This is a genomic window from Bacillus cereus group sp. BceL220 (assembly GCF_051776965.1).
GTDB lineage: Bacteria > Bacillota > Bacilli > Bacillales > Bacillaceae_G > Bacillus_A > Bacillus_A cereus.
In genome coordinates this window covers 93259-119989 of sequence record NZ_JBPWBC010000009.1, presented here as the reverse complement: position 1 = coordinate 119989, position 26731 = coordinate 93259, and the positions used below count along the sequence as shown (strand labels likewise).

Here is a 26731-nt window from a genome sequence, read left to right as displayed (position 1 = left end):
ACTAATAATCAGTGGGAGATGAACAAAACCCCCACTGATTAAAGTTTCACTTTATCATTTTACTTTATAATATAAATTTACAAATTGCCCAAAACGTTTCGTATCCGTTAAAGTTAAATTAATTTCCGGGTTCTTGTCTTGAAATAACGGAACTCCAGAACCTAATATATGCGGTGTAATTGTAACAACATATTCATCAATTAAATTATTCTTAAAGAACTCTCTCAGTAGACTCCCTCCACCGACCATCCATATTTTAGATCCTTCTTGCTCTTTCAACCTTTTTGTAAACTCCACTACATCTTCATTTACAAACTCCACGTGTTCGTTTGAACCTTTTTCTGAGTTAGAAAAAACATAACATTTTTTATCTAAATACGGGAATGGTTCTATATGCTCTACTACATAATCGTACGTTCTTTTTCCCATAATTATTGTATCAATCGTTTCGTACATTTCTGTATAACCGTTATCTCCCTCCCCTTCGGTTTCCATTAACCACTGTAAATCATCATCTTCTTTCGCAATATATCCATCTAAGCTCGCCGCAATAAATAAAACTATTTCACGTGACATATCTTTTCCTCCTTGCATCTCATCTTGATAACATATGATGTAAACAATATACTAACAATAAAACACGACAATTTATGTCATGTTTAAAAAGAAAAAAGGTGATACATTTGTCAAAAGCTAAACGCTTATTAGATATTCTTATATTTGCTTCTGCGAAAAAGACATTTACAGCTCAAGAAATAGCTGATGAATTTAATATTTCCGTTCGTACTGTCCATAGATACATTTTAGATTTAGGTGATATGGGATTGCCCATTTACGCTGAACAAGGTCGCAACGGAGGATATAAAGTATTAACGAATAGAGTAATTCCGCCTATTTTATTTACGGAAGAAGAAGCAGTCTCCATCTTTTTTGCCTTTCAATCTTTAAGCTACTATAGAGACTTGCCTTTTAATACAGAAATCAATTCTGTTACTCATAAACTATATAGCTCTCTACAACATGAGGCGAAAGCGAAAGTTGATAAAATACGTTCTTATATCTCCTTTTGGAATCCGAAGAGAACAATTGAGACCCCACTTTTAAACAAAGTGTTAACAGCGGCTATTGAAAATAAAAATTTACACTTTCAATACGAATCTAAATCAGGGATAAAAACAAAACATGTTCATCCGATTGGTGTATATGCTCACGACGGGTTATGGTACTTACCGTCCTATGACTTCGGTAGAAAAAAAGTATTACTGTATCGCGTTGATCGTATTCTCTCAATATTATCGATGGAAGAAAATACAGATACATTCATGAATTTAGAAGAGTGGTTTGCCTCTAACTCTAACGTAGTACACAATCCTACTCAGTTACATGTTTTACTGACAACAGAAGGCGTACGCCAATGTAAAAGCGTTCCTTATCTTGAGGAATTCGTTATAGTAAACGAGGATGGGACAGGATATATAAATTCAACAATTGATAAAGGTGAGATTAACTTTATTACTCCTTTATTTTATAGACTTGGAAACGATGCAAAAGTTTTAGAACCGAAAGAATTGATAGATGGTTTACGTATACGCGCAAAAGAAGTTTTACATATGTATGAAGACGAAAAAAGCTGCTAAATATAAGCAGCTTTTTTGTTCAGTTGTTACTATTGACGAATATCAAACCACCAACGATGTTTCGCATTCATATTTTCAGTGTCGCCAGTCCCTCTGTAATTAAAAACATCCAAAAAGATTGAATCTAGTTTATCTTCATCTACAAAATAACCGAAGTTAACTTTTACCGTTTCTCCTGGTCGGATATTGCCAATATTGTAGAAGCTTTTCCCATCTCCGTGAGGCTCTAAATAATCAACTTCTCCCGTCATAATACGCGTTGCATCCATTCCCTCTTCTTTAGCGTATTTCCATGCATTCCCTTCAAATTTAAGCTGCTTTATGGATGGATGCATATAGATTTCTTCTGTCGCCTGTTTACCAATATTTCTCACTGTTGTTGTCAAGTAGACAAATTTAACATTAACTAATTGCGAATCTACTAATGTATCAATTGAATCTTTACCATTCCCTAATTTATATACATCCCGTCTGTACGATAGCAGTTTTCCCGTCTGATCTAAAGCCTTCTTCTTGCTTAATATCCCTAGGCCAAGTTCATTAAAGTTCTCTTGTTTAAAATCTTTAATCGAATCAAAAACTTCAACTTTTTCTATCACATATTCAATTTGGCTGTTATCCATAGATATCGTTACTGGAACCTTTTGCCCTATATGAAATAGTCGTTTGCTATCTTTTTTCAAAGGAATCACTTTAGGTTTTTTAGGTTCATCTGCTTGGCTAAAATACTTTTTATCATAATTTGATATATGTGATGCCTTTTCTTTTGACGTGGGCTCAAGTGAAATATTCCCTAAGACATCTATCATTTGTTCTTCATTTATATCTGATCCAATAAAACTTTCTAACATAATCCCTTCTTTCTCAAAAAAGAGAAAGACCTTCCTATCAAACATTACATTGTTGTTTCCAGTTTCTTTATGAACAATTACTGCTTTCTTGCCACCTATCTCTTTTTCTTCGTAGCTTTTTGAATATAAAGTTTGAAAGTCCGCATTTTCCCCTACTCTCCAAAGACTAAATGAAAAGCCTCCATTTGCGTCGTTATCTTTAAATGAATATTTCATAGCAGAGTCATCAATTGCTTCCATATTTTCTGGCAATTTACCAATCTTCAACTTATACCACTTATCACTCTTTTTCGAGTCCTTGTTTGTTACTGAAACATTTACTTCGTAATTTTGTTTTTGGACAATCATATTATAGACTTTCACTGCACCAAAAACGGTTGTCGGCATACCAATCAATAAGCAGGCAGCAGCGATTAACACACGATGTCTTTTACGCTTTTTCTGTGGTTGTCCATCTTTCAGCTTCATTTCCTCCATAAACAATTTCTTTTTGCGCGTATATGTATGTGAAAATTCATGTTGTTCTTCGGATTTATCAAAATCATCTAAAGCAATTTTTTCAGCAAGTTCATATATTTCTTTGGAGTTCTTTGAATTCGTCATGTTGTATACCTCCTATCATATTTTGGACTCGTTTTCGAGCGCGTTCAAACTGCTTGCGGACATTAGCCTCCGTAATCCCCATTACACTTGAAATTTCTTGATACGTTAAGTTATAGAAGACTTTGTACTTAAACACCTGTCTGTTAGATTCATTTAACTCGTTTAGCAATGTATCAATTTGAACCTCAGACATTTTACGTTTTTCCCACTCTTCAATATTTTCATCTACTGCTTCTATTGATTCTCTTTCATATTCTTCTAAAAATGTTTCATGTCGTTTATTTTTCCGGTAACTATCAATCGCCTTGTTTTTCGCGACCCTCAAAATATAGCGTTTAAGCTCTTCAGTGCTCAAGCTATGGAGCTTTTCCAAGTTCTTATAAAGAGTAATAAACGTCTCTTGAACCGCATCTTCAGCCTGTTGAATATTATTTAAAATAGAATAAGCTACATAATAAATTTTTTGTTCATACAACTCATATAGCTCTTCCATCTTTTCATAATCGTTGTTTGTAACTTTCATATAATTCCTCCTCTCACTCTATATAACGAATGAGCACTGTAACTTTGTGACACTGCAAAATCTTTTTATAGATAAAATTTAATAATAGAATAAGCAAAAGCCCAATTTCTCTATTGTAACTAAGAAATTGGGCTTTTTAATATTAGAATTTTCCTGACTGTATCTCTAAGAAAAATTCTTTTACACCTTTTCAATATGCAGTATTTGCTCTATCGCTTCTTTTAACAAATTCTTTATCTCTTCAAAGTTATGATTCTTCTTTTCCTCCGGTTGCACCGTATAAAACTCAGCAAACGAACGCTCTTTATATCTTGGTACGACATGCATATGGTAATGTGTTAACTCGTTAAATACTCCACCATTTTGACAAACTGTAATTCCATCTGGTTTATATAATGCCTTAATCGCTTTTGCAATCAGCTTAGAAGCATCCATAATTGATCTTGCTACAACGTCATCTAATTCGTCTACTTCTACAACATGCTGCTTTGGCACAATTAAAGTATGTCCTGGGTAGAAAGGCGCATGATCTAAAAAGCAAGTTACATAATCATCTTCATATACTTTATATATTTTTTCCTCTTCGTTTGCTAATTTACAACCTAAACAGTCCACTACACTTTCCCCTCTTTCTAAAAACATAAAAACGTGAGAATACGGCTCTCACGTTTTTATGTTTCATTTTATTAGTTCAATTGTTTCCGTAACCTTTATACTATCTTTTACAGATTGAACAATCGTACAATTTTTCACTGCAAGCTGCAATGCTTTGTCCAACTGCTCTTCTGTAATGTTTTCCGCTTTAATTTTATAGTGCAAATGAACACTTTCAACTGGTTTGGATAAAGCTTCACTTCTACCAATTTCAGTTTCGATCGTAAACGTATCGTATGTAATACGTTTCTTTTCTAAAATTGTTCGAAAGACAATTGCACTACATCCTGCGATAGAAGAAACGAGTAATTGTAACGGTGAATACCCGTTTTCTTTTCCAATCGCTAATTGAGCGTACGATAAATCTGCCTTTATATCATCGTGTTTGATTGTTAGTTTCATTTGTTTTGTCCATCTCCACTTTCATCGGTTTCTGCTGTTTCTTACTCATATAATAATAATATATATAGCAGAAAATGATAAATGGAATACCGCAGTATAACGCCATTCTTTGTTCAGGAATAAACGCTAAACTAATAACAACGATGCTATTTGTAATTAAAGCTAAAATTGGAACAATCGGATATAGTGGTGTTCTATACTTTAAGTCCTCTAACTTTCCTCCGCCTTTTATATACTGACTTCTAAAGCGAAGTTGCGATAGAGCAATAATGATCCAACTTGAAACAGCCGATAAACCAGCTATCGATAATAAGTACATGTATACTGTATCTTCTGCAAGGAAACTTGTGAATAGGGATAATCCAGCTACCGCAATCGTTACGACTAGCGCTGTAATTGGAATACCACGTTTATTTACTTTCTTGAAAGAAGTTGGTGCCATTCCTTCATTTGCAAGTGACCATAATATACGTGTCGCTGCATATAATCCAGAGTTCGCTACAGATAATAACGCAGTAATAATAACGAAGTTCATAATATCAGCTGCATATGGAATACCGATTTTATCAAATACAACTACGAATGGACTTTCAATTACGCCTGCTTCCTTCCAAGAAATTAATCCTACTAAAATTGTCATTGTTAAAATGAAGAATAACATAATGCGCCATACTGTATTACGGATCGCACGTGGAATTGTTTTTTCTGGATTTTCACTTTCTCCCGCTGCAATTCCGATTAACTCTGTTCCTTGGAACGAGAAGTTAACTGTAATCATTGTAAGTAATACGGCAGCTAGTCCATTCGGGAAAAGTCCACCATCGCTTACAAAGTTAGAGAAAAGAGGTGCTGCTTCTTTTCCGTCATATGATATAAATCCTAATAATGCACTACCACCAAGAACAACAAATGCAAGGATTGTAATTACTTTAATACTAGAAAACCAAAATTCTAATTCAGCGTAGCTTTTCGCTGAGATAGCATTTGACGCATATAGAATAACGCCGAATACAAGGCACCATACCCAAACATCAACATTTGGAAACCATCTTTTCATCATTAAACCGATTGACGTTAATTCTAGTCCTACTGTTACTGCCCAGCCAAGCCAGTATAGCCAGCCGATCATAAAGCCCGTTCCTGGTCCAATAAACTTCGTTGCATACTTTTGGAAAGAACCTGAAACTGGCATTGCTACCGTTAACTCTCCAAGACAAAGCATTGTTAAATACATAATAAATCCGCCTACTAAATATGAAAGGATGGCCCCCCCTGGTCCAGCCTGATTAATAGTGTAACCTGAACCTAAGAAAAAACCAGTTCCGATTACACCACCAAGTGCGATCATAAATAAATGTCTACTCTTCATCGTACGATGTAATTTCTCATTCGTTGGTTGCTGCATCTAAATCCTCCCCCTACCATACCCCTATGTCTTGTTAAAATTTTCTGATAATAAAAATATACACGAAAGCGATTACATTTTCTATATAAAATTAAAACTTTTCTGATAAAATAATATAAAAAATCTAATTATTGCAAGATTTAGATTCTATTTAGAGGAAAATAAGGATAAACAAGGAAAAAACTCTTACATATATTGTAAGAGTCAACGAAGTTCTAACCTTCTCGATAAAATTGATAAACTATAATTTACGATAAAATACATACAAGCTACTACTATAAACGTTGGAATCATATAATTTACATTCTGCCCGCTAATAATTTGAGCATTATGCATAAGCTCTGGGAGTGATATAACAACCGCTAGCGACGTATCCTTCAGCAATGAAATAAACTGACTGACAAGCGGCGGGACCATTCTCCTTAATGCTTGTGGCAAAATAATATGCCAAAGCGCTTGCACATACGTTAATCCTGAAGATCTTGCGGCCTCAATCTGTCCTTTTTCAATAGATAACAGACCACTTCGAACAATTTCAGATATCATTGCTGCCTCAAATATTGTTAAAGCAACAATTGCAGCTGTTATAATTTCTAATTTCAAGCCTGCTTCTGGAAGTGCAAAATACGTGAAAAATATAATTAACAGTAGTGGTAAGTTTCGAATCACTTCAACTACAACTCCTAATACTTGTGAGACGACAGGTATTTTCGTGTAGCGCAATATACCGATTACACTTCCAATAATAAAACTAAGTACAATTGCTACGAGCGCTACCTCTAATGTTATAAGTAATCCTTTTAATAAAAATAGAATATGATCTCCTGTAATTGCTCCCTTAAAATCCATTTACACCGCCTCCTTTGCCAAGCGTTTTTCTAAATAACGCACTAGCATACTGAGCGGAATTGTTAATATTAAATAAAACATCCCGACAAATATATAGACATCAAACGTAACAAACGTCTTCGTTGAAATTAAATCTCCTTGATACATCAAATCCGTACCAGCGATAATTCCGAGTATGGAAGAGTTTTTTACTAAATTGAGAAATTGATTTCCTAAAGGAGGGATTACGATTTTCATCGCTTGAGGTAAAACGACATGGTACATTGCTTGCGTATAAGTCAATCCTGAGGAACGTGCTGCTTCCATCTGACCTTTCGCAACTGATAGAATACCAGCGCGAATAACTTCCGCAATAAACGCTGCCGTATATACCGTAAGCGTAACTGTTCCTGCTACAAAACCATTTAAAGTAATTCCTATTACAGGTAAAGCGAAATAAAATATAAATGCAATTAATACGAGTGGAATATTTCTTACAAACTCTACAAAAGCTGATCCTACCCAATTTAAAATACGAATCGGTGCAATACGCATTACCGCCAAAATTACTCCTAAAATAAAGCTTCCTATTAATGCAATTACACTAGACATAACTGTATACTTAAAGCCTTCTAAATACATATCAATGTTATTCGTTAGTATAGAAAAATCAGGCACATATTCTCCCCTCTTTCTTTACAAGAAGAGGATGAGCATCCCTCATCCTCTCACTCTTATTATTTATTCCAATTAAGTGTCACTTTATTTTTCTTGTTTTTGACCAATCCATTTCTCATACAATTTATCGTATTCTCCATTCGCTTTCATATCTTTTAGCAAGCTATTAATCTCTTTCGTTAAATCATCTGCACCTTTTTGCACTGCAATTCCGTACGGTTCATCCGTGAAAATTTTCCCTACAACTTCATAATTTGAATCTTGTTTTGCCATACCGTAAAGAATTGCATTATCTGTCGTTAAAACATCACCTTTTCCTGCTTTTAACGCCGTAAATGCCTCACTGTAATTTTCAAATTCTAATACAGTCGCTTCTGGTGACTTTTGACGAATGTTATTTGTAGATGTTGAGCCTTTTACAGCTAATACTTTCACACCTTGTTTTATATCATCAATACTCTTAATATTGCTTCCTTTTTTCACAAGTAACGATTGCCCTGCTTTAAAATATACATCTGAAAAATCAACTTCTTTTTTACGTTCTTCCGTAATTGTCATTGTTGCGATAATTGCATCAATGTCACCGTTTTTCAGTAGTGGAATACGCGTTTTAGACGTTACTTCTTTTAATTCTAGTTTCTTTTCATCTCCAAGGATTTTTTTCGCAAGCGCCTTTGCGATATCAACATCAAATCCTTCTACCTGCCCTGTTGAAGGATTTTTCAAGCCAAATAAGTTCGTATCATTCTTCACTCCAACTACTAGTTTCCCGCGCTTCTTAATTTGTTCAACAGCCCCGCCTTGCTTCGTATTCGTTTCTTTCGCCTCATCTTTTTTACTTCCGCACCCAGCAACGACAAGTACGAATAAACATGAAAATACGATTAACGTAAACAACTTTTTCATTTTAAGCATGAAATTCCTCCTTTAATGATTTAACACTCTTCTTAAAAATAGACGCGCTCTTTCTTGTTCAGGACTTGCAAAGAATTGCACTGGTGTTGTATCCTCAATGATTTGGCCATCATCCATAAATAAAATTCGATCTGCTACTTCTCTTGCAAATCCCATCTCATGCGTGACGACGACCATCGTCATCCCTTCTTTAGCTAGCGTTTTCATAACATCAAGTACTTCCCCGATCATCTCCGGATCAAGAGCAGACGTAGGCTCATCGAACAGCATAATTTCCGGTTGCATCGCAAGTCCTCTAGCAATTGCTACCCTTTGCTGTTGTCCTCCGGATAGTTGATGCGGATATACATTAGCCTTCTCCGGGATTCCTACTTTCTCTAAATAAAACATTGCTGTTTTTTCTGCTTCTTCTTTGGAAACTTTATTTACTTTAATAGGTGCTAGTGTAATATTTTGAAGAACCGTTTTATGCGGGTATAAATAAAAATGCTGAAAAACCATCCCGATATTTCGGCGTAATTCATTCATATCTGTTTTTGCATTGTGTACCTCCGTATTTTGTACGATTAATTCTCCGTCGGTAATTGTCTCTAGCTGATTTATACACCGAAGCAACGTGCTTTTTCCTGATCCTGAAGGACCAACTACTACTACCACTTCGCCTTTTTTCACTTGCACATTAATATTTTTCAAAACTTGAAAGTTGCCATAATATTTATTTACGTTACGAAACTCTATCAACATACTCACCCCTTCCCCTAACAAAGCATGTACATTCTTTTTATATTCAAAAACAGTCCCAAAAATAACTTTTAGCTTCAATTTGTCCATAAAAAAAAGCAAAGAGTTTCCCCTTTGCTTCTTCATTTCTATTCTGTTAAGATACTTCTTCTTTCTTATCTTTCCCGTACTCATGCTCCCAGAAATCAGCATTTTTAATTCCTAATTCCTGCGGATCAAATACTGGATCTTTCCCTTCTTTTTTCTGCTTTTCATAGTCTTTTAATGCGATCAATGCTGGTTTTTGTAGTAGTAAAATCGCGATAATGTTAACCCATGCCATAATCCCTACACCAATGTCACCTAAAGCCCATGCTGTTGCAGCTGTTTTTACACAACCATAGAATACGACTCCTAAGAATACAAATTTTAGTACGATGGACATCCAAGGACGGTCTTTATCACGATTTAAGTATGCAATATTCGTTTCTGCAATGTAGTAATACGCCATAATTGTTGTAAACGCGAAGAATAGTAAAGAGATTGCAACGAAACCATTTCCAAATCCAGGAAAAACAAATTCTACTGCTGCCTGTGTATAACCAGGACCCGGCTGTGCACCATTTAATTTATTGACAATAAAGTTTTTTCCGCTTGCATCAAATACGTTATACATGCCTGTAATAATCATCATAAATGCTGTTGCTGAACAGACGAATAATGTATCAATGTAAACGGAAAATGCTTGTACTAACCCTTGTTTAGCTGGATGTGATACTTCAGCAGCTGCCGCCGCATGGGCCCCAGTTCCTTGTCCTGCTTCATTGGAATAAATACCACGTTTTACTCCCCAAGAGATTGCTAAACCAATAATTCCACCAAAAGCTGCTTCTAATGCAAATGCACTTTTTAAAATTAACATGAAAGCATCTGGTAATTTTTCAATATTCATAGCAACAATGACGCAAGCTACTAAAATATAACCAAGCGCCATAAATGGCACTACAACTTGCGCTACGTTAACAATTCGCTTAACTCCACCAAAAATAATAAGCGCTAATGCCGCTACTAATACCGCTCCAGATACAGAAGTATTAATACCGAAAGCTGTTTCCAAACTTACAGCAATACTATTTGCCTGAACACCCGGTAACAGCATCCCCGTTGCAAGAATTGTTGCTGCAACGAATACTAATGCATACCATTTAACCCCTAACCCTTTTTCAATGTAATAAGCTGGACCACCACGGAATTGCCCTTGATGCTTCGTCTTATATATTTGTGCAAGTGTCGATTCTACATAAGCAGAACCTGCTCCTAGAAAAGCTACCGCCCACATCCAAAAGACAGCTCCTGGACCACCAAATGCAACAGCCGTTGCAACACCCGCAATATTTCCTGTTCCAACGCGCCCTGATAAAGAAAGTGCTAACGCCTGGAACGAAGAAACACCAGCATCCGATTTTTCTCCTTGAAATGTAAGCTTCACCATTTCTCCTACATGCCTTACTTGTAAAAACCTCGTTCGAATGGAAAAATATAAACCTGCTCCTAAACATAAATAAACAAGTGCTGGACTCCAAACAATATTATTGATCCAACTTACGATAGCTTCCAACATTCCCCCTCCTCTTTTTATAAAGAATATTCAGAATATATATAAAATTATAAGTGTATACCGAATCTAGGACAATATTATTTTAATAAAGTAAACATATTTTTGTATAAAAAAACAAAGTATATATTTGTTTTATATACTTTGTTTTGAACTAAATGTATTATATATTCACAATTGCTTCTTTTTCGATAATTCTTCCGTATAGCTCTTCCGATAATTTCAAGAAATTATCAGGCATATCTTTCCCTTTAAACTTCTTTTGAAGCGTTCCATATAAACCTATATCACGTAAGCGTAAAAATAGTGGTAACGATTCATACCAACTATCCGCCAGCCTGTGCTCATATTCGTATCCTTTTCTTAACACTTGTAACTGTTTACGAGCGAATGTCGTCTTCTCCTCCACTGTCCACGGTGTAAAAAGGACCGAGTAATAAAGAACCATTGCCAAATCATGAATGAAGTAATTATAGGCCGCATCATCAAAATCAAAGATTGTAAGCTCTTTCCCATCATAATGGAAATTACCTGGATGAATATCGCCGTGCATAAGGCCGAATGTTTCTCTTCCAATTGGAAGAGTCTTTATTTCCCCCATTAATACAGCAGCAACCTCTTTCACTTTCTCATCTTCTAATTCATTAGCAATTCCACTTTCGTCTTCTTCCCACGTATCACGGTAGTCTGTTTTAGGATAATCCATTGTAAGGCGATGCAGTTGTCCAATCGCTTTTCCCCACGCTTCAAAGAGAGGCTCGCCCCAATAAGGCGATTCTTCTCCTTTTACTTGCTCACCTTTTGCATATGTAAATAAGGAAGCGAAAAAGAAAGTCCCATCCTCTGCTCTAATCTCTTCTACAAGATTTTGAGACTTTGAATGAAGAGGTCCTGCTACCTTTGCCCCATTCTCCGCAACATATCGTAAAAAATCTAGTTCAGCCTCTACCTCTTGTTTAGAGCGATGAGAAGAATGTGTTAAACGTAATACGTAATCTTCATCATTATCACCCTTCGCCTTAAAAATATAATTCTCAAAATCCCCAAGTGGCTTTTCTTCTACTGTTACATGAAACAAACCCGCTGCTCTTTTTAAAATCTCTTTCGTAAAAACACGTTCTACAGCTATTTCCATATATATCCCTCCTATATATCTTCTTAATTCGACACAAATGTGAGAAGTACTGCTATGAAATTGAATAATGCATGGGCAATCATAGCCGATAAAATAGAATTTGTTTTCTCATATAACCAAGCAAATACTACTCCACTTAAAAAGTTCACCGGTAATGTGTTATATGTTGGAATATGGACAACGGTAAATATTATGGAACTTATAAACATACCGCCCCACATGCCATATCGATCACGAAAAAATGTATAAAAAACACCTCGATATAAAATCTCTTCATAGATTGGTGATATAATTGCTGCTCCAATTACCGCGATACAGAATGAATAGATTGATTTATCATTTTGGACCGTCTCCGTCTTACTGTTCTCAAAAGAAATACCCATTTTCTCCATTATCACTAATACAGCAATACTAGCTACAATTAAGAAAATAACCGCTCCAACTGTCCATAAGAGATTTTTCCATGAAAGCTTCCGAATTCCAATATCTTTCCACGAGAGTTTATACCTTTTTATACAAAAAAGATAAACTACAGTAGTAAATATCACTGCCATTATAAATCCCATTAATACCCCAGCATATAATGAGTTACCTATTATTTTTAAAGCATAGTCATAAAAAAGAGATTCAACAGTTACTGGAACAATAATAAATACAAACACAAATAAATATAAAACTTCTTTCCATCCCCACATATGCCTCAAAGTCATTTATATCATCCCCTATATCCTATTTTCTATAGTATAAAAGATGACGTAACGTAACTTTCAAGCTGCTTTTTCAAAAATAATCCAAGCATAAATTTCTCACAAAAAGCAAAAATTAACAGAAGTAACTTTATACTAAAAGAGGTGGAAATTATGACAGAGCAAAAAGAACAGCAAGAGAGTAAAAAACAAAAGCATATGTTTCCATCACTCCCTGAGAACATTAATTACATTGAAAATAAACTTTCTCATTCTGATGATATAAAAAAATTAGATCTCCCTTTTCAAAACGGAAAAGGAATAATCATATATATCGAATCTTTAGCAGACCCAAATCTAATTCATCAATTAGCTCTTGAGCCATTATTAACGCGATCGGATTTATCTTTAGATAAAGCTTTTTCTACATTAAATATGAAAAAAGAAACGAATTTAAATTATGGTGTGCAGCTTTTATTACAAGGTAAATCTTTATATTTTCATGAACATGTCGAAAGCTTTTGCATTTTTGAAACGGCTCTATCTTTAAAAAGAGATATAACAGAGCCTGATAATGAAGGTATTGTACGTGGACCGCATACTGGTTTTGTAGAAGATTTAGCAACGAATTTAGCCTCTATTCGTAAACTCATTAAGAGTCCAAATGTAGTTGTTAAATATTTTACACTCGGTGAAGAAATGCACACGAAAGTAGCTATTGCTTATATGCAAAACATAGCTAATGACGATTTAGTTACAGAAGTAAAAAGAAGGTTAGAAACGATTAAGACAGATGCACTTATGCCTCCGGGATATATACAAGAATTTATAGAGGATACGTCTTTCTCACCATTTCCACAACAATTAAATACAGAGCGACCAGATAGAACTGTCGCTAATTTAATGGAAGGCCGAGTTGCTATTTTATCTGATGGAGATCCCACAGCGCTTATCGTTCCTGTTACGTTATTTGCTTTCTATCAATCACCTGACGATTATAATAACCGCTGGATTGTCGGTTCTTTCGTCCGAATGATTCGCTTAGTGAGTTTCTTGATTGCTTTTCTCTTACCAGCTATATATATCGCAACCGTAGCCTTTCATCCTGATGTATTGCCGCTCGAACTTGTGTATACAATTAAAGCTTCATTAGAGAAAGTACCACTTCCTCCTATTTTTGAAGCTCTCTTAATGGAATTAATCTTTGAATTATTACGGGAAGCTGGTATTCGCTTACCAAGCCGAGTTGGACAAACAATCGGTATTGTAGGTGGTTTAGTAATTGGTGATGCAATTGTAAAAGCTGGACTTGTTTCTTATACGATGATTATTGTTGTAGCTTTAACTGCCATCTCATCTTTTCTCGTTCCATCAAACGATATGAGTTCAGCAGTTCGAATTCTTCGTTTTCCATTAATGATTCTTGCTGCTATATTCGGATACGTCGGAATATCATTCGGTCTAATTATAACTTTCGTTCATTTATGTCAATTACATTCATTTCATACGCCATATCTTTCTCCTGTTGCCCCGATGCGGATAAAAGATATGAAAGATTCTTTCGTAAGACTTCCAATTTGGTCGTTTTGGGAACGACCACATGATCCAAAACCGAAAAAAATGCAACGACAACATGTAACGAGAGAGGATGAGGACGGTGACAAACACGCAAAGTAAAATTTCGCTCGTTCAATTTACCTTTTTCGTTATTCAATGCCAAATCGGAGTTGGTATCCTTTCTCTACCTAACCGTCTTCACCCAATAGCAAAAGGAGGTGGATGGATTTCCGCTCTCGTCGCTGGGCTTGCAATTCAACTTATTATTTTACTTATGTGGCTTTTCTTAAAGCGATTTCCTGATGCAGATATGTATGAAAGCGTTTGTATGCTATTTGGTAATAAGTTTGGAAAACTATTAGGTTTTGCTTATGTTTTTTATTTTACGCTTATTGGTATGACGGTTATGTTGAATGCTTGTAATGTCATTAAAGTATGGATATTACAAGCTACTCCTTGGTCTGCCATTCTCATGCTATTTACAATAGCTTGTTGTTATGTAGCTTATAACACTTTTAAAGTCATCGTACGATTTTATGTCATGGCCTCTATCCTCATTATTCCAATGGCCCTTTTAATTGCCCTAGGGCTTTCCCGAGCTGATTTTTCTTATATTTTTCCCATTACAGAAGCCGGCTGGTGGAATATAATTCAAGCATCCAAAGAAACAATTACAGCCATGTATGGTTTTGAAATCATTCTTATCGCTTTTCCAAAAGTAAATGGCAGTTCTGTCGCAAAACTGAAGGCCATTTCTATCGCTAATGGATTTGTAACACTTTTTTATACTTTTACTGTTTGGATTTGCTTTATCGTATTTAGTCCAAAACAAATTGAGCTTATTCCAGAACCAGTTGCTTACTTATTACGTTCCTTACATATTGGGATTATAGACCGGACGGATTTACTATTCATTCCCATATGGATGATAACAGTTGCAGCTTCTATTGCTAGTTATTATTGCGCTGCTTCAATCGGAGTGGGACATATATTCAATCTTGCTAATCATAAAAAAGCTGTTCCAATCATTGGTATTATTGCTTTTAGTGTAGCCTTATTTATAGATACACCTGAAGAATTAAAAGTAATCTCAACTTTCACTGATAAGTTCACGTATATTTTTATTGTTGTCCTCCCTCTTTTATTTCTACTTTATTCTGTGATACGAAATAAGAAAGGAGAACAGTATGTTCACAAGAAAAGTTAAATTACTTTCTATATTATTTGCTAGTTCCCTCCTTTCTGGCTGTTGGGATCAAGAACCATTAAGGGAAGCAAGGTTAGCTTATAGTATTGGATCTGATATTACGGAAGAGAATAAACTCCAGCAAACAATCGAGCTCGTAAAAAGTTCAAGCGGAGAGCAATCTTCATTCGAAAATGAAATACATTCAGCAACGGGGCATAACATAAGGGATACAAGCGATGCCCTAAAAAAAAATGTGACTGGGAATATTCGTTATTTTAAATATGGTGTTCAATTACTAGGAACCAAAATCCTAAAAAAAGGTATATTACCTTATTTAGATGTCAGCTTTCGGGACCCAACAAACCCAACTGCTTTAGTAAAACTTATTGCAGTAGATGGTGAAACATCCGAGATACTAGAAAAAAAGAAAGTAGGAAATTTACTAATTGGAGATTTTCTAAAGAAAAAAGTGAAAAGCTTAGAAGATATGAGTGTATTTCCAAAAGAAACTTTAGAGACAGCTGCTACAAAAATGTTAGATCCCGGTAAAGACTTTACCCTCCCTTCTATAAAAATAAAAGGAAAAGAAGTAATTACAAACGGTCTAGCTTTATTTAACAATGATAAATTAACTGGGCATTTACCTTTGAAACAATCTGTTTTATTCGTATTATTAACCGGAAAAATGGGAACAAGTGCCCGTATAACCCAGAAGCTTACTAGCGATGAAGCAGAGAAAACATCTGATTATTTAACAATGGAAATTAGCAATCGAAAGTTAAAACGAGACTTAAAAATAACAACAGATAAAAAAGGAAATGTTTATGCTCACATTAAGCTCCAACTAAAAGTTATAGCGCTTGAAGCTCCGAGAGATAATCTTTACAAAATGGATGAAAGAAAAAAACTAAATAAAGAATTGTCTAAACAACTTACGAAAGAAGCTAAAAAGATAACGAAAAAGTTACAAAAAGCAAACTGTGATGCTTTCGGTATCGGCAGACACCTTATCGCCTATCACCCTGACTTATGGAAGAAGAAAAATTGGAATAAAGATTATGCAAAAGTAAAATTCAAACCTGAGGTAGAGGTAAACATTTTGTACAGTGGTGTCCTAAAATAAAAGGTTGTATGCCCATGCGGCATACAACCTTTTATTTCGTATATCGATACACAATTGATTCATATGGTCTTAAGTTAAGTTTTGCAATATCCTTGCTGGCATCTTTATAATTCGACAGTAGTACTTCTTGTTTCATTCCATCTAATTGAACGTGCGCTGGTACAGAGTACGTTATTTCTTCTTCATAGAAGTTATTTATAACAAGTAGTACTTCACTTTCTGTAGTACGAGTATATGCCCAAATTTTAGGATCATTTTTATCCAAAATAGCATATTCTCCTTCAGTAATTACATCATACGTTTTTCTAAGTTCTATTAACTTTTTATAATGATAAAATACGGACTCTTTATCTTCTAATGCCTTCTCTACGTTTATTTCTTTAAAGTTTTCAGCCGCTGAAATCCAAGGTGTACTTGTTGTAAAACCACTGTTCATCTCTTCATTCCACTGCATTGGAGTGCGCGAGTTGTCACGAGATTTTTGCTTTAAAATCCCTATAATCTCTTCTTTTGATAGCCCTTCTTTTAGCTTTATATCGTATATATTTAACGATTCCACATCACGATATTGCTCGATGGACTCAAATTTAGGATTCGTCATACCGATTTCTTCCCCTTGATAAATATAAGGCGTTCCTTGCAGCATGTGCATGGCTGTCGCTAACATCTTTGCAGATTCGTTTCGGTACTTCCCGTCATCACCAAAGCGTGACACGATGCGAGGCTGGTCATGATTACACCAAAATAACGCATTCCATCCTCCGCCTTTTTGCATTTCAATTTGCCAGTTAGACATAATCTCTTTTAATTTAATAAAATCAAACTCTGCTTTCGTCCACTTATCACCATTCGGATAATCTACTTTTAAATGATGGAAACTAAACGTCATGCTTAATTCATTACGCTCAGGATTAGAATATTTAATACAATTATCAATTGTCGTAGATGACATTTCTCCAACTGTAATTACATCTTTTCCTTCAAAAACATTTCGGTTCATCTCTTGTAAATATTCATGAACACGCGGACCATCTGTATAATACTTGCGTCCATCACTTGTCGCAGTACTACCTTCATCGTTTAAGAAGCATTGGTCTTTTGAAATTAAGTTAATGACATCTAATCGGAATCCTGTTACTCCTTTATCCAGCCAAAAACGCATCATATCATATACTTCTTCACGAAGTTTTTCATTTTCCCAATTTAAATCAGCTTGTGTTTCATCAAATAAATGTAAATAATATTGCTCCGTCTTCTCATCATATTTCCAAGCAGATCCACCAAACTTAGACTGCCAATTATTTTTTTCATCACGCCAAATATAGTAATTACGATATGGACTATTTTTATCTTCCTTCGCTTCTTTAAACCACTTATGTTCAGTCGAACTATGATTTACAACAATATCAAGCATAATCTCAATGTTACGTACTTTCGCTTCTGCTAAAAGTTCTTCAAACTCTTCCATCGTTCCGTAAGATGGATCAATGCTGTAGTAATCACTTACATCATATCCATTATCATTTTGTGGTGATTGGTATATCGGTGTTAACCATATATAATCCACTCCGAGTTCTTTTAAATAATCTAGTTTCTCTGTAACACCTTTTATATCCCCGGTTTCTCTATTGTAATAACTATTAAAGCTCTTCGGATAAATTTGATAGACTACACTTTTATGCCAATCTTTCATGTTTAACTTCCTCCTACTTCTGTTTGACTCTTTTTGCAAATAACCATGTTAAAGTAAATGGGATTACAACTGCAATAATCATTCCTACAATAAACATTGGAATCGATTTCGGAATGATAGAAATAAATGCTGGCAATCCGCCAATTCCGATAGCAGGTGCTAATACACCATTTAATGTAATGAATATCGCTGCCACAGCAGACCCTATAATCGCTGCATAGAACGGGAACTTATTTCGTAAATTCACACCAAACATCGCTGGTTCTGTAATACCGAAGTATGCTGAAATGGCTGATGTTGATGCCATACTTTTATCATTTTGATTTTTAGAAATCCAGAACATCGCAAGTGCCGCACTACCTTGCGCAATGTTAGAAAGAGCGATCATCGGCCAAATAAATGTACCGCCATGTTGTGCAATCAATTGTAAATCAATTGCAATAAACATATGATGCATACCTGTAATTACAAGCGGTGCATATAACGCTCCAAATAATACTGCTCCAACTACTGGTACTGTTTCATATACACCTACTAATCCTACTGTTAATAAATCTCCAATATGACGTGTAACTGGACCAATAATTCCTAATGCTAACACACCTGTCACAACGATTGTTGTAATTGGTACAACTAATAATTGAATTGCATTTGGTACATGTTTCTTTAAGAAAATTTCCACTTTACTTAATACAAATGCTGCTACTAAAACAGGTAAAATTTGTCCTTGATATCCTACCTTCTCAATTTGGAACAGTCCTAAAATATTGAAGTACTCAATCTTTTGACCCTCTAAACCAGTCGCTGCTTTTCCATAGTCCCAAGCGTTTAATAAGGCCGGGTGCACAAGCATTAATCCCATAACAATCCCTAGTATTGGACTACCACCAAAACGCTTCGTTGCTGACCACCCGACAAGTGCTGGTAAGAATACGAATGCTGTATTGGCCATCATATTAATTAAATCCCAAAGCCCGCCTAAGTTCGGATAAACATCTAATAAATTTTTCCCATCAAAAAATAAGTCCTTTGCCCCTAATAGATTGTTAATACCCATTAGTAAACCAGCTGTTACTATCGCTGGTAATATCGGCATAAATACATCCGAAAATATTTTCACAAACTTTTGAGCTGGATTTAACTTCTGATTTCCAGAGTCTTTTACGTCAGCTACAGTCGATTCTTTCATACCTGCAAGCGTTATCAATTCAGCGTAAACACGATCTACATCCCCTGGACCAATTACAACTTGAAATATACCAGCGTTATGAAATGCTCCTTTCACTAATGAAACAGACTGTAATTTATCATTATCTATTTTACTTTCATCTTTTAAAGCGATACGGAGCCTCGTCACACAATGTGCAGCTTGTTCAATATTGTCTTTCCCACCAATATACTGCAACACTTCCTCTGCTGTTTTACGATAGTCTTTCCCCATATTCCCGTCCCTCTTTTCTTTTTTTGATACCGTTTACAATTACATATTAACTCGTATATATAAGTTAGTCAACACTCGTATATACGAGTTTGTGTTTTTTTTATAAAAAAAAGAGATGAAACAATATTTTGTTCCACCTCTTTACTTCCTGCGTGCCACATCCGAAAAGTGAAAAATATCTAAACGGTGGCGTGATTCTGTATATTCAAACTGACTTCCATCATACAAATGTGTAAAGTTTTTCACAACGACAACATAGTCTGTTCCATTTAAATCTAAATACTTTCTGTCATCCTCTGTACATGGCTGTACTTCAATTACCCTCTGCGAATAACTAATGTGTAGCCCAAGCTCTTTCTCGATGTATTTATAAATCGATGCTGTTGCAATTTCTTTCGTTAATCCTGGAATAAACTCAGATACAAAATGATTTATATCTAAAATTACTTTTTCTCCATCAATATTTCGTACACGTTTAATATGGTCAATCTCTGTTTTTTCTTTTACATTTAATAATTTCGCAATTTCTTTTGTGGCTTCTTCTTTGCCCATTTCCACAACTTCTGTAATACAATGACGTCCTAAACGTTCATTTTCTTCTTGGAAACTTACAATACCGCCAAAATTAAATTCAATATTCTTTCGCTTTAAAACAAAAACACCTTTTCCATGAATTTTTTGCACATATCCACGCTCTTGCAGTAAATCTACCGCTTTTCTTACCGTTCCTCGGCTTGCCTCATACTGCTTCATTAATTCTGTTTCTGATGGGATTTTGCATCCCTCTTTTAATTGTTTATTATCAATAGATTTACTGATTTCTGTATAAATTTGTTCATACTTACTCATCATCTACAATAGCCCCTTGTCACCTTCTAATTCTATATGTATTATAACATGCTTCACTCTTCTGCCAATCTCTCACTTATTTTCCAGTACAAGAAAAATATAGGTAAATATTTAATCTTTAAAACGTATTTTTATAAAAATTTTTATATTTTTCTTTTCATTCAAAAAAACATGTAGTATACTAACTTCAAAATCAGAGGAGAAAGGGAGCAAAGAACTATGCTTACTTATACAACAACTGTAGTTACATTTGCACAAAAACATCATCATCATACGTAACCCTTGAAACCTAGCGGAAAAATTACGCGTAGGTACAAGGGTTATTCCCGTTGTACCTACGCTTTGGCGAAAGAGCCATGTAGGTATTTTTTTATCTACATGGCTCTTTTTTTATTGTCAAAAAGCTAGTAAAAAATGATGTTTAAGCAAAACTTACTACAAAGGAGTTAACAAAAATGGAAACGAAAAAATGGGGATTATGGGTTTTAACAGCATTTGTTATCGGGAATATGGTTGGCGGTGGCGTATTTATGCTACCAGCAAATTTAGCACAAGTATCAGGTCCGATGGGTTCTACACTCGCATGGAGTATTACAGGACTTGGCGTATTTATGATTGCACTTGTATTTGGAAATTTAGCGATTCGGAAACCAGAATTAAAAGCTGGACCACAAAGCTATGCTCAAGCTATGTTTCCTTCAAAAAAAGCTGGTAAAGTTGCAGGATATAGTATGGCATGGGGATATTGGGCTGCTAACTGGGCTGCAACAGCATCTGTTATTATTTCCTTTGCTGGATATTTATCAACATTCTTTCCAGTTTTACAAAGTAAGCAAATTCTTTTTTCAATAAATGGATTTTCACTGGAACTCGGAAAAGGATTAACTTTCCTCGTATGTAGCCTTATGCTTTGGGGAATTCAATATATTCTTTCTCAAAATATTGATCGAGCTGGAAACATGAATCTACTTGCTACCATTGCAAAAATTATCGGATTTACAATGTTTATTGTAATTACATTATTCATTTTCAACGCCTCTAATTTCGGAGACGGTCAAACCTTTATGAATGAAGCAGGACAATCAATCTCATTAGGTGGACAAATCAATTCAGCTGCTATTGCAACACTCTGGGCATTTATCGGTATTGAATCAGCAGTTATGCTTTCTAATCGTGCAAAATCACAGCGCGATGTAAAAAAAGCTACGATTTTCGGATTAATTATCGCTCTTCTTATTTACATGTCAATTACTTTACTTACAATGGGAGCTCTTCCGCAAGATGCTTTAAAAGAGTCTCAAAAACCTTTAGTAGACGCATTAAATTTAGCAATTGGAAATAAAGGTGCATATATAATGGCTTTACTCGCTCTTATATCTTTATTTGGATCTACAGTTGGCTGGATTGTTGTTAGTTCAGAAGTACCTTACCAGGCAGCAAAGAATGGACTTTTCCCTAAGTTTTTCGGGAAAACAAATAAAAAAGGTAGTCCTTCAAAATCATTATTGATTACAAATGTAATGACGCAAATCTTCTTATTTTCAACGATTTCTGGTACTGTTTCAGAAGCGTATAGTTTCGCTATCGTCGTAGCAACATTAGCCTATTTAATTCCATACCTTGTTTCTACTCTGTACCAATTCAAACTGGTTATTACAGGAGAAACGTATGATATAATGCCTGGTTCTCGAATAAAGGACGGGATCATCACTACATTAGCATTTATATACTCAATTTGGGTTATCAAAACAGGAACTGCTGACTTAAAAACGTTCTTCTTAGGAATTGGATTGTTCGTATTAGGTCTTATTCTTTATCCTGTACTAATGAAAGACTCACAAAAAACGGATTAAATAAAGAGAAGCTGCTGGCTTCTCTTTTTTATTAAAAATCTGTAATTAACTTTTCTTTTAGCTCTCCTACAGATAAAGGTTTCGCATAATAAAATCCCTGTACATAATCACAGCTCATTGATTGTAACAAACTCTCTTGCTCTACTGTTTCTACCCCTTCAGCAACTACTGCTAAATTTAAACTATGAGCAATTTCAATAACGGATTTTACAATCGTTCGTTCTGGTTGTGCGTGATCATAATGAAATTCACGAATAAAATTACGATCAATTTTTACAATATCCAGTGGTAGTTGTTTTAAATAATATAAGGAAGAATAGCCAGTTCCGAAATCATCCAAAGCAATTAAAACACCCATATTTCTTAATTCTTGTAATGTAGCAATAATATAATCAAAATGGCGAACTGCAATGCTTTCCGTTATTTCTAATATTAAACGGTTCGGAGGAAAACCAGTTCTCTTTAAAATGCTACGTACTGACAAAATAAAACGTTTCTGCATTAATTGTTGTATAGATAAATTCACAGATAACTTTAGTCCTTCTTGGTAATTTGGCAATGTTTTAAACAATCGGCATGACTTTTCTAATACCCAGTCTCCTAGCTTTATAATAAGTCCAGACTCTTCAGCAACAGGGATAAATTCGCTTGGTGAAATAGGTCCGTCTTCTGTCATACAACGTACTAGAGCTTCTATACCAGAATATCTCTTCGTTTTCAAATCAATAATAGGCTGCAATGCTACATCTAACTCTTCATCACGAATTGCCTTTTGCAAAGCAAACTCAACTTTCATTCTACGATTTATTTTCGCGCGTAGCTCATCTGTAAAGAAACATGCAGCGTTTCTCCCCTGTTCTTTTGCACTATACATAGCTAAGTCAGAGTTTTTCAATAAAGTTTCCACATCTTGTCCGTCTTGTGGATAAGAACAAAGTCCTAGACTAGCTGAAATGTATACTTCATGGCCTTCAAGCATAAATGGTGCCTGGAAACATGACAACACAGATGTCGCTAACTGACTCATATCATCTTGTCTATGATTTTTTGTTAACAGCACAAATTCGTCGCCACCTAGCCTAGCCAGAACATCTTTCTCTCCTAGTACATAATGCAACCTTGAAGCAACTTCGCTTAAAAGTAAATCTCCTATCATATGACCTAACGTATCATTTACTAATTTAAAACGGTCCAAATCAAAGTAAATCATACCAAATTCTTTTTTATCTGCAATCAATTTATTAACGGTCGTTATTAATTGTAAACGGTTAGGCAAACTCGTTAAAGCATCGTGATAGGCAAGTTCCCTATAACGACTTTCACTTAGCCGTAATCTATGTTCCGCTTCTTTTCTACTACTAATATCATTTCGAATTGCGATAAACTGGTATGGCTCTCCTTTTTCATTTAAAAATGGAACAATTGTTGTTTTGACCCAATAATATGTACCATCTTTTGCTCGATTCCGAATCTCACCTGTCCATACTTTCCCATTCAAAATACGTTTCCATAAGTCTTGAAAAAAGGTTTTTGGATGATGTCCTGAATTTAAAATACGGTGATCTTTTCCAATTAATTCTTCTCTTTTGTATTTAGAGATTTCACAAAATTTATCATTTACATATGTAATAAGACCTTTTCGATCTGTAATTGCAACAATTGAAGACTCATCTAATGCTAACTTTAAATCTCGCAATGAAGAGTCATATAATGCATGACCTCTCTGTTCTAGCATGCGCATCTCTCCTTGCTTCTATCTGACTAAAACACAACCTGTTTCTCTTCATAGAAATAGAGATATTTCATTTTCTAATACTAGCCCATTACATAAATTATCTTTTTAAATAGACCGATTAAAATAACATAATATTATTTGTAATAAAAAGCAATATTATACCGTTCCAATTATAACTAGTAGCTTCTCATCTCCCTAATTATTTCGCGCCTTATTATACTGCAATCCCTTTAAGTGGCTCTATGCAAGCCTTGTTTCCAACTAATACCACTCACATCTGATCTCTTTGTTTTTAATAACGAAATAGAAATTAGAACATACTACATAACTATTCACGAATAATAATATAAAACTCTACATCAATGTATATGTTTTTGAATTACAATAACAAAATATTAACATATTTTCACCTTAATTTTGGAAGTATTTTATAAATAAATACCGTATTAAACTAAAAAAGAGGATAGCCTCTTTTTTAGTTTAATACGAATATGGGATTTGCTGATAACCTGGGTATGGCATTGGATACGTTACAGGGTATGGTGATGGATAAGCTACTGGATATGGAGCCGGATAATATCCTCCACTTGTTGCACCTGTTAATGCACCCGCTGTCAGTCCGCCTAACACTCCTCCTGCAAAGCTTCCAGGGAAAAATCCGCCTCCCCATGAACTACCACCACCCCAGCCCCAGCCGCCTCCGTGATGATGATGGTGATCATAGTGATTGTGTCCTCCATGGTGATGATGTCCGCCGTTATGATTGTGTCCTCCATGATGATTCCGATAGTACAATCCATTATTTTCTATATAATTCATGTTTCTCCGCTCCTTTTCGATTTTTTCATTTTCATATGCGTTAAGAGTGAGATAAAAAATGGGATAGTACACTGTATGTAGGACAAATGCGGAAAGTATAGGTGAAATGTCTATATTTTGTAAAAAAAGCAAAACACCTTATAATAAAGATGTCATATTACATCTTCTATTTAAGAAGTCTATATTGAAAAAAGATTAGGGGAATTATATAGAAATGAAGAAGCCTATCGTTCAATTACTATTAATATTTACAATTGTATCTATCGTTCTGTTCCTATTAAATACATCGTATATCTCGTTATATACATTTGTCGGTGCTCTATGGTCCATCACAATCGTAGGAATTTCATTCGTTATTTTTATAGAAAATAGATCTCCACAAAGTACATTAGCATGGTTTTTAGTATTAGCACTTCTTCCTATTATAGGTGTGCTTTTATACGCTATTTTCGGACGCAGCCGCTGGAGAAGAAAAAAACATCTCCATCGTTCAGAAGAACAAAGAAAATTATTCCGTGAAATATTAGAAGGAAGAAGACTAGAGTTATTACTCACAGTCCCACTAAATGAACGTTCCTTACATTTAACAGAAGTCATACAAAAATTTGGGGGCGGTCCTGCCGCAGATAAAACAACTACAAAACTTTTAACAAACGGAGATCAAACATTTTCAGAAATTTTGCGAGCTATAGAGCAGGCAAAACATCATATACATATTCAATACTACATTTATAAATCTGATGAAATTGGTACAAAAGTTCGAGATGCTTTAATACAAAAAGCAAAAGATGGTGTTATTGTACGCTTCCTTTATGATGGCCTTGGAAGTAATACGTTAAGAAGACGATTTTTACAACCTATGAAAGAAGCTGGGATTGAAATTGTAGAATTTGACCCTATTTTTTCAGCTTGGTTACTTGAAACTGTCAATTATCGTAACCATCGAAAAATTGTTATTGTAGATGGAGAAATTGGTTTTACCGGAGGACTCAATGTCGGTGATGAATATCTTGGTCGTTCAAAGAAATTTCCTGTTTGGCGTGATAGTCATTTAAAAATAGAAGGAAAAGCATTATATAAATTACAAGCAATCTTTCTAGAAGACTGGCTCTATGCCTCTAGTGGTTTAAATACTTATTCCTGGGATCAATTCATGAATAGACAATACTTCCCAGGTAAAGAGATTTCAAATGCAGAAGGTGCTGTTCAAATCGTAGCCAGCGGACCAAGCTCCGATGATAAAAGTATTCGTAATACATTATTAGCTGTTATGGGCTCTGCAAAAAAATCAATTTGGATTGCTACACCCTACTTTATTCCAGATCAAGAAACTTTAACATTATTACGCTTAAGTGCAATTGCCGGAATAGATGTACGGATTTTATATCCAGGTAAAAGTGATAGCATCATTAGTGATCAAGCATCTCAATCCTATTTCACTCCGCTTTTAAAAGCTGGTGCTTCTATTTACAGTTATAAAGATGGTTTTATGCATGCAAAAATTGTACTCGTTGATGATACAATTGCAACTATTGGAACAGCAAACATGGATGTACGTAGCTTTGAATTAAATTACGAAATTATTAGCGTACTTTATGAATCAAAAACAGTTCACGATATTAAACGTGATTTTGAAGAAGACTTTAAACATTCAACTGAAATTAAATGGAACTCTTTCCAAAAAAGAAGTATAAAAAAACGCATATTGGAGTCTTTCATGAGGCTCATTTCTCCTTTACTGTAAGCAATCAACTTCATCTTGATTGCTTTTTCTTTTCCCTTTATCCTCCTTCCTTTTCTTTGCATACCATATTAAAACA

The 26731-nt window shown here is 34.9% G+C and carries 24 protein-coding genes; 6 read left to right on the top strand and 18 right to left on the bottom strand.

Going from position 1 to position 26731, the window contains the following annotated elements:
• Positions 1 to 54: 54 nt before the first annotated feature.
• On the bottom strand, positions 55 to 576 hold the full coding sequence (locus ACS2FK_RS21650) for a dihydrofolate reductase family protein (protein ID WP_000085766.1): 522 nt from the start codon (positions 574 to 576) through the stop codon (positions 55 to 57).
• 74 nt (positions 577 to 650) lie between these two features.
• Between ACS2FK_RS21650 and ACS2FK_RS21645 the strand changes: the two genes are divergently transcribed.
• Positions 651 to 1637 (top strand): helix-turn-helix transcriptional regulator, encoded by a 987-nt coding sequence (locus ACS2FK_RS21645; protein WP_140157135.1) that lies wholly within the window; start codon positions 651 to 653, stop codon positions 1635 to 1637.
• Between the two features lie 29 nt (positions 1638 to 1666).
• On the opposite strand, the gene ACS2FK_RS21640 is transcribed toward ACS2FK_RS21645, so the two are convergent.
• From ACS2FK_RS21640 to ACS2FK_RS21585, 12 genes are all read right to left on the bottom strand, one after another.
• Positions 1667 to 3091: a DUF4367 domain-containing protein gene (locus ACS2FK_RS21640; RefSeq protein WP_063546450.1), complete on the bottom strand. Its 1425-nt coding sequence runs from the start codon at positions 3089 to 3091 to the stop codon at positions 1667 to 1669.
• Positions 3057 to 3614: an RNA polymerase sigma factor gene (locus ACS2FK_RS21635; RefSeq protein WP_000869277.1), complete on the bottom strand. Its 558-nt coding sequence runs from the start codon at positions 3612 to 3614 to the stop codon at positions 3057 to 3059. The genes ACS2FK_RS21640 and ACS2FK_RS21635 overlap by 35 nt, the downstream gene beginning before the upstream one ends.
• A gap of 180 nt (positions 3615 to 3794) precedes the next feature.
• Positions 3795 to 4229 carry an HIT family protein gene (locus ACS2FK_RS21630; protein WP_063546448.1) on the bottom strand — a complete coding sequence of 145 codons (435 nt, stop codon included), beginning with the start codon at positions 4227 to 4229 and terminating at the stop codon, positions 3795 to 3797.
• A gap of 63 nt (positions 4230 to 4292) precedes the next feature.
• Complete coding sequence (locus tag ACS2FK_RS21625) at positions 4293 to 4670, bottom strand: OsmC family protein (protein ID WP_000778853.1); 378 nt, start codon at positions 4668 to 4670, stop codon at positions 4293 to 4295.
• On the bottom strand, positions 4645 to 6075 hold the full coding sequence (locus ACS2FK_RS21620; RefSeq protein WP_001187093.1) for an amino acid permease: 1431 nt from the start codon (positions 6073 to 6075) through the stop codon (positions 4645 to 4647). Before ACS2FK_RS21620 ends, ACS2FK_RS21625 begins: the two co-directional genes overlap by 26 nt.
• 204 nt (positions 6076 to 6279) lie before the next feature.
• A complete protein-coding gene (locus ACS2FK_RS21615) occupies positions 6280 to 6924 on the bottom strand; it encodes an amino acid ABC transporter permease (RefSeq protein ID WP_023521047.1) in 645 nt (214 codons plus the stop codon).
• Complete coding sequence (locus tag ACS2FK_RS21610) at positions 6925 to 7581, bottom strand: amino acid ABC transporter permease (RefSeq protein ID WP_001112681.1); 657 nt, start codon at positions 7579 to 7581, stop codon at positions 6925 to 6927. It abuts the gene before it with no gap.
• Between the two features lie 84 nt (positions 7582 to 7665).
• Positions 7666 to 8496, bottom strand: a complete 831-nt coding sequence (gene glnH, locus ACS2FK_RS21605; RefSeq protein ID WP_000916477.1) for a glutamine ABC transporter substrate-binding protein GlnH — start codon at positions 8494 to 8496, stop codon at positions 7666 to 7668.
• A 12-nt stretch (positions 8497 to 8508) separates the two neighbouring features.
• Positions 8509 to 9429, bottom strand: coding sequence for an amino acid ABC transporter ATP-binding protein (locus tag ACS2FK_RS21600; protein ID WP_043924608.1), 921 nt, complete (start codon positions 9427 to 9429; stop codon positions 8509 to 8511).
• Positions 9374 to 10834 carry an alanine/glycine:cation symporter family protein gene (locus tag ACS2FK_RS21595; RefSeq protein WP_063546446.1) on the bottom strand — a complete coding sequence of 487 codons (1461 nt, stop codon included), beginning with the start codon at positions 10832 to 10834 and terminating at the stop codon, positions 9374 to 9376. Before ACS2FK_RS21595 ends, ACS2FK_RS21600 begins: the two co-directional genes overlap by 56 nt.
• Positions 10835 to 10994: 160 nt before the next feature.
• Complete coding sequence (locus tag ACS2FK_RS21590; RefSeq protein WP_000401638.1) at positions 10995 to 11966, bottom strand: phosphotransferase enzyme family protein; 972 nt, start codon at positions 11964 to 11966, stop codon at positions 10995 to 10997.
• Positions 11967 to 11989: 23 nt separating this feature from the next.
• Positions 11990 to 12676 (bottom strand): CPBP family intramembrane glutamic endopeptidase, encoded by a 687-nt coding sequence (locus ACS2FK_RS21585; RefSeq protein WP_000175239.1) that lies wholly within the window; start codon positions 12674 to 12676, stop codon positions 11990 to 11992.
• A gap of 150 nt (positions 12677 to 12826) precedes the next feature.
• Here ACS2FK_RS21585 and gerKA point away from each other — a divergent pair, with 150 nt between their 5' ends.
• The 3 genes from gerKA to gerKC are packed head-to-tail and all read left to right on the top strand — an operon-like array spanning position 12827 to position 16521.
• Positions 12827 to 14329 (top strand): spore germination protein GerKA, encoded by a 1503-nt coding sequence (gerKA, locus tag ACS2FK_RS21580; RefSeq protein ID WP_063546444.1) that lies wholly within the window; start codon positions 12827 to 12829, stop codon positions 14327 to 14329.
• Complete coding sequence (locus ACS2FK_RS21575) at positions 14310 to 15416, top strand: GerAB/ArcD/ProY family transporter (protein ID WP_063546442.1); 1107 nt, start codon at positions 14310 to 14312, stop codon at positions 15414 to 15416. Before gerKA ends, ACS2FK_RS21575 begins: the two co-directional genes overlap by 20 nt.
• Entirely contained in the window at positions 15397 to 16521 is a 1125-nt protein-coding gene (gerKC, locus tag ACS2FK_RS21570) for a spore germination protein GerKC (protein ID WP_063546440.1), read from the top strand. Before ACS2FK_RS21575 ends, gerKC begins: the two co-directional genes overlap by 20 nt.
• Positions 16522 to 16552: 31 nt before the next feature.
• Here the strand turns inward: gerKC and treC are convergent, their stop codons facing one another.
• From treC to treR, 3 genes are all read right to left on the bottom strand, one after another.
• Complete coding sequence (treC, locus tag ACS2FK_RS21565; RefSeq protein WP_063546438.1) at positions 16553 to 18214, bottom strand: alpha,alpha-phosphotrehalase; 1662 nt, start codon at positions 18212 to 18214, stop codon at positions 16553 to 16555.
• 13 nt (positions 18215 to 18227) lie between these two features.
• A complete protein-coding gene (gene treP, locus ACS2FK_RS21560; RefSeq protein WP_000513942.1) occupies positions 18228 to 19655 on the bottom strand; it encodes a PTS system trehalose-specific EIIBC component in 1428 nt (475 codons plus the stop codon).
• Positions 19656 to 19796: 141 nt separating this feature from the next.
• On the bottom strand, positions 19797 to 20507 hold the full coding sequence (gene treR, locus ACS2FK_RS21555; RefSeq protein ID WP_063546436.1) for a trehalose operon repressor: 711 nt from the start codon (positions 20505 to 20507) through the stop codon (positions 19797 to 19799).
• A gap of 452 nt (positions 20508 to 20959) precedes the next feature.
• Between treR and ACS2FK_RS21550 the strand changes: the two genes are divergently transcribed.
• Positions 20960 to 22357: an amino acid permease gene (locus ACS2FK_RS21550; protein ID WP_000448445.1), complete on the top strand. Its 1398-nt coding sequence runs from the start codon at positions 20960 to 20962 to the stop codon at positions 22355 to 22357.
• Between the two features lie 31 nt (positions 22358 to 22388).
• Here the strand turns inward: ACS2FK_RS21550 and ACS2FK_RS21545 are convergent, their stop codons facing one another.
• Entirely contained in the window at positions 22389 to 24092 is a 1704-nt protein-coding gene (locus ACS2FK_RS21545; RefSeq protein ID WP_000893346.1) for a putative bifunctional diguanylate cyclase/phosphodiesterase, read from the bottom strand.
• Positions 24093 to 24572: 480 nt separating this feature from the next.
• Positions 24573 to 24911, bottom strand: coding sequence for a hypothetical protein (locus tag ACS2FK_RS21540; RefSeq protein ID WP_001106382.1), 339 nt, complete (start codon positions 24909 to 24911; stop codon positions 24573 to 24575).
• A gap of 214 nt (positions 24912 to 25125) precedes the next feature.
• Here ACS2FK_RS21540 and ACS2FK_RS21535 point away from each other — a divergent pair, with 214 nt between their 5' ends.
• Positions 25126 to 26655, top strand: coding sequence for a cardiolipin synthase (locus tag ACS2FK_RS21535; protein ID WP_023521037.1), 1530 nt, complete (start codon positions 25126 to 25128; stop codon positions 26653 to 26655).
• Positions 26656 to 26731: the final 76 nt, after the last annotated feature.